Source organism: Stenotrophomonas sp. 05L44_2, from assembly GCF_056665995.1.
This window is the reverse complement of record NZ_JBFTNR010000063.1, coordinates 1-9,838: the sequence shown is the minus strand read 5'-3', so window position 1 is coordinate 9,838 and position 9,838 is coordinate 1. Positions and strand designations below refer to the sequence as shown.

The following is a 9,838-nucleotide window of genomic DNA, read 5'->3' as shown; positions in this document are numbered from 1 at the left end:
GCTCCTGCACGCTCATGCCATCAAGCAGGTTGATCTGGCTGGACATGTCTTCCAGGCCTGCGGTCTTCTTGCCGGCCTTCTGCGCCCGCTGCATGAAGTGCCGGTCCAGCCCCAGTTCGGGGTCCAGGCCCAGTTTCTGCATCTGCCCGACGGTGATGGTCAGGCCGACGAACCACGCTTTCATGCCCTGCAACTGCGCCAATGGCAATTGGTTCTGCGTCGCATAGGCCTGCAGCTTCTGCCAGGTCGGCGCATCCAGGTCACGCTTGAGTTCACTGCCGTCCTTGCGGGTAGCCACCTGCACCATCTGGCTGGCCATCTGTGGCGACTGCAGTTCCTCAGGGGTCACTTCGAACAGCACACGCTGCGAGGCTTCGAATGCCTGCTCGACCTCGGTCGACAGTGGATAGTCCTGCGGCTTCAACAGATGGAAGGAACCCAGCAGGTACAGGCGTGCGTCTCCCTGCCCGGTGACCTTCCACAGCAGCGGCACCGGCGGCTTGCCGGCCGTGGCTTCGGCCGGCGCATCGCGCGCGACGGCCAACGGACCGACGGCGCAGGCAGCGAGAAAAACGGCACTGCGCAGCAACAGTTTCATCAACATGTTCAACCCTCTCCTTCAGGCAGGTGATACGTTTTCTCACCCGCTTCCACGCGCAGGTCCAGGCGGTTTTCCGGCGGCGCCAACGGACAGGTCGCATAGGCGGTGAACGCGCACGGTGGGTTGTGGGCGTGGTTGAAGTCGATCGTCACGTGGCCGTCGGCCGTGGGCGCATCGGTATCCAGATAGCGGCCGGCAGGGTAGCTGCCGTGGCCACTGGTACGGTCGGCAAAGATCAGGAACAGCGGCTGCCCGGGTTCGCCGATCGCTTCCAGCCGCCAGCTGCGGCCGTCGCGATCGAATTCCACGGCACCGGCGTTGGGCATCTCGGTGGTCAGGCCGGTGATGTCCACGATCGGCAGGGTCTTGCCTGGCGGATGCGCGATGAAGCGCGCCTGCACCTGCCATTGCGGGCCACCGGGCCAGTACTGCAGGCCGGCGAAATCGCGGCGCGCCGGTGCATCGGCATGCTTGACCCGCAGTGCGTCACGCGGGCCGCGACGGATCAGGCTGAGCTGGCCCTTGCCACCATCGAAGGCCAGCAGGGTCGGCTGCGGATCCTTGTCGGTATCCATGCGCACACGCCCGCGCACGGGCTGTCCATCAAGGGTGACATCCGTGCCGGACTCCGGCGTGAACCACCACTGGTCGCCTTCACGGCGCAGCAGGCCCAGCTTGGCCGGCCCCACCGCCAGGCGGATGCCGCTGGTGTCGCCGCTGCCGACGAAGTGCGATCGGTTCTGCAACCAGTGCAGGCCGACCAGCGCGGTCCAGCCATCGGGCCGGGTCAGGTCCTGGTAGCGCAGCACCCGCCATTGCTGTTGCTGTGCGGCGAAGGCCGGATCCTCAACGGCGGCCGGTGCCGGCGTGGGTGCCGGGCTGCAGGCCACCAACAACAGGGCCGCCAGCAGGCTGCCCATTCGGCAAAATCGCATCGGTGCTCCCCTCAACGTCCGCGCAGGAACCAGCGGTCGATCTCCGCCAGCGAAAAACGGGCCCAGGTCGGTCGGCCGTGGTTGCACTGTCCGGACCGCTCGGTGATTTCCATGTCGCGCAGCAGCGCGTTCATTTCCGGCACGGTCAGGCGCCGGTTCGCACGCACCGCGCCATGGCAGGCCATGGTCGACAGCAGCTCATCGCGCGCAGTGGCGATGCGACGGCTCTGGCCGTGCTCGCGCAGGTCGGTCAGCACATCGCGCAGCAGGCCTTCGGGCTCGGCATGGGCCAGCAGCGCCGGGATGCTGCGCACGTGCAGTGCGCCCGGTCCCGCGCGGGTGATCTCGAATCCGAGCGCAGCCAGCGTATCGGCCTCCGCCTCGGCGGTATCGGCCTCGCGCTCGCCCACCGCCAGGGTGATCGGCACCAGCAACGGCTGCGACTGCAGGCCGATGCCATCGTGCGCATTCTTCAACCGCTCGTAGCCGATGCGTTCGTGCGCCGCATGCATGTCGACCACGATCAGGCCTTCGGCGTTCTCGGCCAGGATGTAGATGCCATGCAGCTGGGCAACGGCGTAACCCAGCGGAGGTACGCCGGCGTCGGCACTGGTGACCGGCAATCCGTTCTCCATCGGCATCGGCGGCAGTGCCGCACCGCGCTCGGCACCCGCTGGCGACGCATACAACGCAGCATAGGCGGCGGGTGCGTCGGCCACCTGCAGGCCCAGCGGCTGCTGCGGGCGCCAGCCAGAGAAGCCGCCACCACCACCGCCGCCCTGCCCGGCACCGGGCGCCGGGCCGCGTACGTAGCCGAAGCTGGACGCCGTCGCGCCCGGCATCGCCGCCGCAGGGTCGCCTTCGGCCGGATGCGCCGCGCCGGCACCGATCTCCTGCGCGGTCATGCCGGCACGGGTGTCGGCCAGTGCATCCTTCAGGGTGCGGTAGACGAAGTCATGCACCAGCCGCGAATCGCGGAAGCGCACCTCATGCTTGGCCGGATGCACGTTCACATCAACGCGCGTCGGGTCCAGCTCCAGGAACAGCACATACGCTGGCTGGCGGCCGTGGTACAGCACGTCGCCGTAGGCCATCTTCACTGCATGGGCGACACTGCGGTCACGTACCGAACGTCCGTTGACGTACAGGTACTGCTGGTCGGTGCTGGCGCGCGAATAATGCGGCTGCGCGATCCAGCCATGCAGGCGCAGGCCGGCACTGCTGTGGTCCACGCGCACAGCCTGGTTGGCGAAGTCCTCGCCCAGGGTCTCGGCCAGGCGCACGTCCGAATACAGGTCGCCTGGCTTGTAGCGACGCGAGGCCTTGCCGTTGTGCGAGACGCGCAGCTCGACATCGGGACGGGCCAGCGCCAACGAACGCAGCCACTCTTCGATATGCCCCAGTTCGGTGCGCTCGGCGCGCAGGAACTTGCGCCGCGCCGGCACGTTGTAGAACAGCTCGCGCACTTCCACCGTGGTGCCGGGCGCATGCGCGCGCGGGGTCACCTCGCCGATCTTGCCGCCTTCGATCTGCAGTGCCGAACCGTGCTCATCATGGGCACGGCGCGAGGCCAGGGTGAAACGACTGACCGAGGCGATCGACGGCAGCGCTTCGCCACGGAAACCCAGCGTGGCCACTGCTTCCAGCTCATCCAGGTTGGCGATCTTGCTGGTGGCGTGCCGCGAAACCGCCAGCGGCAACTGTTCTGCGRCAATGCCGCTGCCGTTGTCGCGGATGCGGATCAGGCGCACACCGCCTTCTTCCAACTCGATATCGACGCGGCTGGCGCCGGCATCGATCGCGTTCTCAACCAGTTCCTTGACCACCGATGCGGGTCGTTCGACCACTTCACCGGCGGCAATCTGGTTGATCAGGATTTCCGGCAGCGGCCGGATCGGACGCGGATCGGGCGCGTTCATGGGCAGGCAAGGCAGGCAGACGTCATGCCACGATGATAGCGGAGCGGCGCCAAGGAGAGTCGAGATCCACCGTACGCGGCGCCAGCCAGCCAAGCGTGGCCTGGCTCCAGCGGACGCGAGCGATCCAGCGGGTTACTTGCTGCCGCCCGCCACGGTGCTTGCAGCGTCGATCTCGGCCTGCGCGCGCGCGGCGTACAACGTGCCCGGCGGCGGTTGGCGACTGAAGAAGGTGTGCACGCCATCCAGCACCGCACCGGCGACCTTGCGCTGGTAGGCCGGGTCGATCAGGCGGCGCTCTTCATCCGGGTTGGAGATGAACGCGGTTTCCACCAGCATCGCAGGCATGTCCGAAGTGCGCAGCACGGCGAAGTTGGCGCGCTCGATGTTCGGCTTGTGGTTGTTGCCGATACGCTTCAGGCCGCCCAGCACGTGCCCGGCTGCGTCTTCGGAGGATTTCATGTAACCGCTCTGGGCCAGGTCCAGCAGGACGTTGGCCAGCGTGCCTTCGGTCTGCTGCAGGCGCACGCCACCGACCAGATCGGCGGCGTTTTCCTTGTCCGCCAGCCAGCGTGCACGCTGCGAAGACGCGCCCTTGGTCGACAGCACATACACCGACGAACCGGTGGCCGAGCGGTTTTCGGCGGCGTCGGCATGGATCGAAATGAAGATGTCGGCCTTGTTCGCACGCGCCTTCTGCGCACGCATCGGCAGCGGGATGAACACATCGCTGTCGCGGGTGAGGAAGGCTTTCAGGCCAGGCGTGGCGTTGACCTGGCGGGCCAGTTCACGCGCCACCGCCAGGGTTACATCCTTCTCGCGCTTGCCGGTCGGGCCGATGGCGCCCGGATCCTGGCCGCCATGGCCCGGATCGATCGCCACCACCAGGTGACGCATGCCAGGCTGCATGCGTATGCGCGAGGCATCGCTGGGCATGGTCGGACGCGGCGACTCGGTCGGCGCAACAGGTGTCGGCACCGGCTTCGGCTGGGTGGCCACAACCGCAGTGGTGGCCTGTCCAGCCAGGATGGCTGCCGGCGACGACGTCGGGGTGCTGCTGGCGGTGGTGCCTGCTGCCGCCATCTGCACCGGGGTGGTGCTGGGTGCCGGCGTCGGCGCGGCGGGTGCCGCAGCGCTGGCACTGGCCTGCTGCTGGACCTGCGCGGTCAACAGCGCAGTGGCTCGCGCGGCATCACCACGGGACTGTGCGGTTTGTGCCGGGGTCGGGCCCGGGACCGGAGCCGGACTAACCGAAGATGCCGCTGGCGGCTGCGCAGGCGTCGGCGCGGGGCGACTGGCGGCCACGGCCGGGCCATCGCCGGGCCACTCGATCACCAGCTTGGATTCATTGCCTTCGCGCTGCATCTGCGGGCGGAAGGGGGCGACCGTCTCGGCCAGGTCGAATACGACACGGAAAGTGCCCGGCACCGGCTGCCCGGTGCGCACCGCAGTCACCACGCCCTGCGGCGACGGCATCTTCAGGTTGCGCACCGCGCTGGAATCAGGGAAATCGACCACCAGCCGGTTCGGACCGGCCAGCGACAGGGTCTTGTAGCCACCACTGCCGACCAGCGCGATTTCCGCGCGGGTTCCGGTCGCACCGGTATTGAGCAGCACCTGGCGGACCTCACCGGCCCACGCACTGACGCTCGCCAGACCAAGTCCGACGGCGGCACAGATGGCAATGAGTCGATTCCCCGGGCGCATGACTCAGGATTCAATCACCGCACTGAACGGAATGCAACACCTTTTTCCTTAATAATCCGTAACCTGCCGGCGTTTGTTCTCGTCAGCCGACAGAAAGGGCCTGCAAGTCGCCACCTTCGGGAAGCCGCTGCAGCCATTCACGTCCCGTGTCGCTGATGCCAGTGAGACGCACGCGACGCCCCTGACCTTCAATCTGCAGTGCGACCACCAGATCGGTTGGCGGCAGCGCACCGGCACCGCGCTCTGGCCATTCGACCAGCCACAGCACGGCACTGCCCTCGTCCAGCCCGAGGAAATCCAGCTCGCCGGCCTGGCCGATGCGATACAGGTCCATGTGCCAGGCCTCGCCGCCACTGGACAACGGATAGCGCTCGACCAGGGTATAGGTGGGGCTGCGGATCGCCCCCTGCACGCCCAGCGCCCGCAACAGCGCGCGCGCCGTGGTCGATTTGCCGGCGCCAAGATCACCGCGCAGCTCGACCAGCGCCTGCGGCGGACGGGTGGCTGCCAGCCATTGCCCCAGCAGTTCGGTGGCGTTGCTGTCAGCAAGGAAGAATTCGGTCATCGGGAACGTTCCGGGTTGGCCAGCCGCCGCAGGGGCGCCAGCAGATCAGTGGGAAGCAGGCCGCGGGCACCGTCGGCGGCGGCGACATCGCCGGCCAGGGCATGCAGCAGCGCACCGCCTGCCGCCGCATCGAACGCAGGCAGGCCCTGCGCGCGCAGGCTGGCGATGATGCCGGTCAACAGGTCGCCCATGCCACCCACCGCCATTCCCGGGTTGCCGGCCGCAATCAGTCGCGGTGTGTGGCCGGGCGCGGCGACGATGCTGCCCGCCCCCTTCAGCACCACCGCTGCGTGATAGCGCTCGGCCAGCGCCTGCGCGCTGGCATAGCGATCGGCCTGGACTGCCGCCGTGGTGGTTTCCAGCAGGCGCGCGGCTTCCCCGGGGTGCGGGGTCAGGATCGCATCGGGCAGCGCATGTGCATCCTGCGCCAGCAGGTTCAACGCATCGGCGTCGATCACCAGCGGCAGGCCTGACTGCAGCACACGCGCATACAGCGCGCGCGCCCATTCGTCCTGGCCCAGGCCCGGGCCGATCGCCACCACCCTGGCTTTTGCCAGCAACGCCGGCAGCGCTGAGCCATTTTCCAGCGCGTGCGTCATCGCTTCAGGCAACCTCGCCAGCAGCGGGCCGACATGGTCGCGGCGGGTGCCGATGCTCAGCAGGCCCGCGCCAGCGCGCAGCGCAGCTTCGGCGGCCATCGCGATGGCACCGCCGCTGCCATGGTTGCCGCCCACGCACAGCACATGGCCGGATTCGCCCTTGTGGCTGTTGGCACGGCGCGGCGGCAGCAGATCCGGCAGGCGCGACTGCGTCCAGCACTCTGCAGCAGCGACGACACCCTGCCAGGCCGCATCGGCCAGCGTCAGTGGTGCCAGGTGCCTGCGCCCGGTGTATTCCAGTGCGTCGCCGGTGTACAGGCCGCGGTGGGCGACGATGAACTGCACTGTCAGGGCCGCGCGTACGGCTGCGCCCGGCACGCAGCCATGGTCGGCGTCGACACCGCTGGGTACGTCCAACGCCAACACCGGCGCCTGCTGCGCGTTCAGCGCCTCGATCAAGGCCAGTGCCGCGCCCTCTGGTGCCCGGGAGAAGCCAAGGCCGAACAGGGCATCGACCCATAGATCGGCCTGGGCCAGTTCGCCGTTGAAATCAGTGACGGTGCCGCCGGCGGACCTGAAATCCGCTGCGGCGCGCTGCGCCAACGCCGTGGAAGGTGGGCTGCCCGGCAGCGCGATCAGCTGCACCTGCCRCCCGGCCTCCAGCGCATGACAGGCCAGCACATAGCCATCGCCGCCATTGTTGCCGCTGCCAACCACCACGCCGATCCGCCGCGCCTGCGGCCAGTGCTGCAGCAGGCTCTGCCAAGCCACCTGGCCCGCCTGGGCCATCAGGCCCCAGCCACCATCGCCCGCCAGCGCGGAGGCCTGGGCATCGAGTGTGCGTGCGGCACGGGAATCGAACAGATCGGCGAGGTTGGCCATGCGGGGATTTTATACTGGTGCACATGTCCCCCGTCCCTGCCCCCCTCGATCCGGCCCTGGCCGTACAGCGCATCCGCGATCTGGCGCGCGCGCATGGCTTCCAGCGCTGCGGTATCGCCGGCATCGAACTGGGCGAGGACGAGGCGCACCTGGCCGACTGGCTGGGCCAGGGCCTGTACGGCACGATGGACTGGATGGCACGCCACGGCACCCTGCGCGCGCGCCCGGCAGAGCTGCTTCCCGGCACCGTGCGGGTGATCTCGGTGGGCATGGACTACAGCCACAGGGACGACACCGAAGCGTGGGCGACCCTGGCCGATCCGGGGCGCGCCTACGTCGCCCGCTACGCGCTCGGCCGCGATTACCACAAGCTGATGCGCAACCGCCTGCAGAAGCTGGCCACGCAGATCAACGATGAAGTGGCGCCGCTGGGCTACCGCGTCTTCGTCGATTCGGCGCCAGTGCTGGAACGCGCGCTGGCACGCAACGCGGGGCTGGGCTGGATCGGCAAGCACACCTGCCTGATCGACCGCCACGGCGGCTCGTGGTTCTTCATCGGCGAGATCTACATCGACCTGCCGCTGCCGATCGACACGCCGGCCAGCGCGCACTGCGGCACCTGTACGCGCTGCATCGACGTCTGCCCGACCCAGGCCATCACCGCCCCGCAGCGGCTGGATGCGCGCCGCTGCATCTCCTACCTGACCATCGAGCATGACGGTGCGATTCCAGTGGAGATGCGACCGCTGATCGGCAACCGCATCTATGGCTGCGACGACTGCCAGCTGGTCTGCCCCTGGAACAAGTTCGCCAAGCGCACCGACGAAGCTGACTTCCGCGCCCGCAACAACCTGGACACCGCACGCTTGGACCAGTTGTTCGGCTGGGACGAAGCTGAATTCCTGCGCCGTACCGAAGGCAGCCCGATCCGCCGCAGTGGTCACGAGCGCTGGCTGCGCAACATCGCCGTGGCGCTGGGCAATGCGCCAACCACGGCAGAGACGCTGTCGGCGCTGCAGACGCGCGCCGAGGCTGCTTCGCCCGTAGTCCGCGAACACGTGCAATGGGCACTGGCCCAGCACGGCCAGCGCTGACGTGCGATCCTGAGCCCCCTGCTCCATCTGCCCCACGCCGTCACCATGCAGCCACGCAACAACGACGTCTTCACCCCCAGCCAGCTCAACACCCTGGCGCGCGACCTGCTGGAAGGCAGCTTCCCGGCGATCTGGGTGGAAGCCGAACTGGGCAGCGTGGCGCGGCCGGCGTCCGGCCATCTGTATTTCACTCTGAAGGACGCGCGTGCACAGTTGCGCGCTGCGATGTTCAGAATGAAGGCGCAGTACCTGAAGTTCGTYCCGCGCGAKGGCATGCGCGTGCTGGTGCGCGGCAAGGTGACCCTGTACGACGCCCGTGGCGAGTACCAGATGGTGCTGGACCACATGGAGGAAGCCGGCGAAGGCGCACTGCGTCGCGCGTTCGAGGAACTGAAGGCGCGGCTGGAAGCCGAGGGACTGTTCGACCCGGCCCGCAAGCGGCAGATGCCGGCCCACGTGCAGCGCCTGGCGGTGATCACCTCGCCCACCGGTGCCGCCGTGCGCGATGTGCTGAGCGTGCTCGGCCGCCGCTTCCCGTTGCTGGAAGTGGATCTGCTGCCGACCCTGGTGCAGGGCGCAACCGCTGCCGCGCAGATCACCCGCCTGGTGCAGGCCGCCGATGCCAGCGGTCGCTACGACGTGATCCTGCTGACCCGTGGTGGTGGCTCGCTGGAAGACCTGTGGGCCTTCAACGATGAAGCGCTGGCCCGCGCAATCGCCGCCAGCGGCACGCCGGTGGTCTCGGCGGTGGGTCACGAAACCGACTTCAGTCTCAGCGATTTCGCTGCTGACCTGCGCGCGCCTACGCCATCGGTGGCCGCGGAACTGCTGGTACCCGATCAGCGCGATCTGGCCCTGCGCCTGCGCCGCAACGCGGCTCGCATGGTGCAGCTGCAACGCCACGCCATGCAGCAGGCCATGCAGCGCGCTGATCGCGCCCTGCTGCGCTTGAACGCACAGAGTCCGCAGGCACGACTGGATCTGCTGCGCCGTCGTCAGCTGGACCTCGGACGTCGCTTGCATGCGGCGCACAACCAGCAGCAGGAGCGTCGCGCAGCCCGTTTGCGCCACGCTGCTGCAGTGTTAAGGGGCCATCATCCGCAGCGGCAGATGGAGGCGCTGCGACGTCGCCTTGCCGCGTTGGGCGGTCGCCCGCAGGCCGCGCTGCAGCGCCTGCTGCAGCGTGATGCGCTGCGCCTGCGTGGCCTTGCACGTTCGCTGGAAGCGGTCAGTCCGCTGGCGACCGTCGCGCGTGGCTACAGCATCGTGACCCGTGCAGAGGATGGCGCGTTGGTGCGCCGGATCGAGCAGGTGCAACCGGGTGACGCACTGCAGGCCCGGGTCGGCGACGGCGTGATCGACGTACAGGTGACTGCGGTCAAGTAAGGGGTGTTCGGCAGGGCTGCGCCCTGCACCCGCAGAAGCAACGGCAACAGCCGAAGCAACGGCAGAAGCGGGTTTCCTGAGGGATGGCGGGGCGGGCCCGGTTGCGGGGGACGCTGCAAGTACGTCCATGTAAGCTCGGTCGCGCCATCCATG

8 protein-coding genes are annotated in these 9,838 nt (G+C 68.4%); 2 read left to right on the top strand and 6 right to left on the bottom strand.

Going from position 1 to position 9,838, the window contains the following annotated elements; translation table 11 throughout:
• The 6 genes from AC1VAN_RS03735 to AC1VAN_RS03710 form a co-directional block, all read right to left on the bottom strand.
• On the bottom strand, nucleotides 1-604 hold a 604-nt coding region (locus AC1VAN_RS03735), incomplete at its 3' end, for a TraB/GumN family protein (protein ID WP_480985294.1).
• 2 nt (nucleotides 605-606) lie between these two features.
• A complete protein-coding gene (locus AC1VAN_RS03730) occupies nucleotides 607-1,536 on the bottom strand; it encodes a DUF1684 domain-containing protein (protein WP_032978687.1) in 930 nt (309 codons plus the stop codon).
• An 11-nt stretch (nucleotides 1,537-1,547) separates the two neighbouring features.
• Complete coding sequence (gene mutL, locus AC1VAN_RS03725; RefSeq protein ID WP_480985293.1) at nucleotides 1,548-3,455, bottom strand: DNA mismatch repair endonuclease MutL; 1,908 nt, start codon at nucleotides 3,453-3,455, stop codon at nucleotides 1,548-1,550.
• A 132-nt stretch (nucleotides 3,456-3,587) separates the two neighbouring features.
• Nucleotides 3,588-5,159, bottom strand: coding sequence for an N-acetylmuramoyl-L-alanine amidase (locus AC1VAN_RS03720; RefSeq protein ID WP_478013591.1), 1,572 nt, complete (start codon nucleotides 5,157-5,159; stop codon nucleotides 3,588-3,590).
• Between the two features lie 82 nt (nucleotides 5,160-5,241).
• Nucleotides 5,242-5,724, bottom strand: coding sequence for a tRNA (adenosine(37)-N6)-threonylcarbamoyltransferase complex ATPase subunit type 1 TsaE (gene tsaE / locus AC1VAN_RS03715; RefSeq protein ID WP_333623444.1), 483 nt, complete (start codon nucleotides 5,722-5,724; stop codon nucleotides 5,242-5,244).
• Nucleotides 5,721-7,205, bottom strand: a complete 1,485-nt coding sequence (locus tag AC1VAN_RS03710; protein WP_480985292.1) for an NAD(P)H-hydrate dehydratase — start codon at nucleotides 7,203-7,205, stop codon at nucleotides 5,721-5,723. The genes tsaE and AC1VAN_RS03710 overlap by 4 nt, the downstream gene beginning before the upstream one ends.
• 23 nt (nucleotides 7,206-7,228) lie before the next feature.
• Between AC1VAN_RS03710 and queG the strand changes: the two genes are divergently transcribed.
• Both queG and xseA read left to right on the top strand, forming a co-directional pair.
• Nucleotides 7,229-8,299, top strand: coding sequence for a tRNA epoxyqueuosine(34) reductase QueG (queG, locus tag AC1VAN_RS03705; RefSeq protein ID WP_313446468.1), 1,071 nt, complete (start codon nucleotides 7,229-7,231; stop codon nucleotides 8,297-8,299).
• A 45-nt stretch (nucleotides 8,300-8,344) separates the two neighbouring features.
• On the top strand, nucleotides 8,345-9,685 hold the full coding sequence (gene xseA / locus AC1VAN_RS03700; RefSeq protein WP_480985291.1) for an exodeoxyribonuclease VII large subunit: 1,341 nt from the start codon (nucleotides 8,345-8,347) through the stop codon (nucleotides 9,683-9,685).
• Nucleotides 9,686-9,838: the final 153 nt, after the last annotated feature.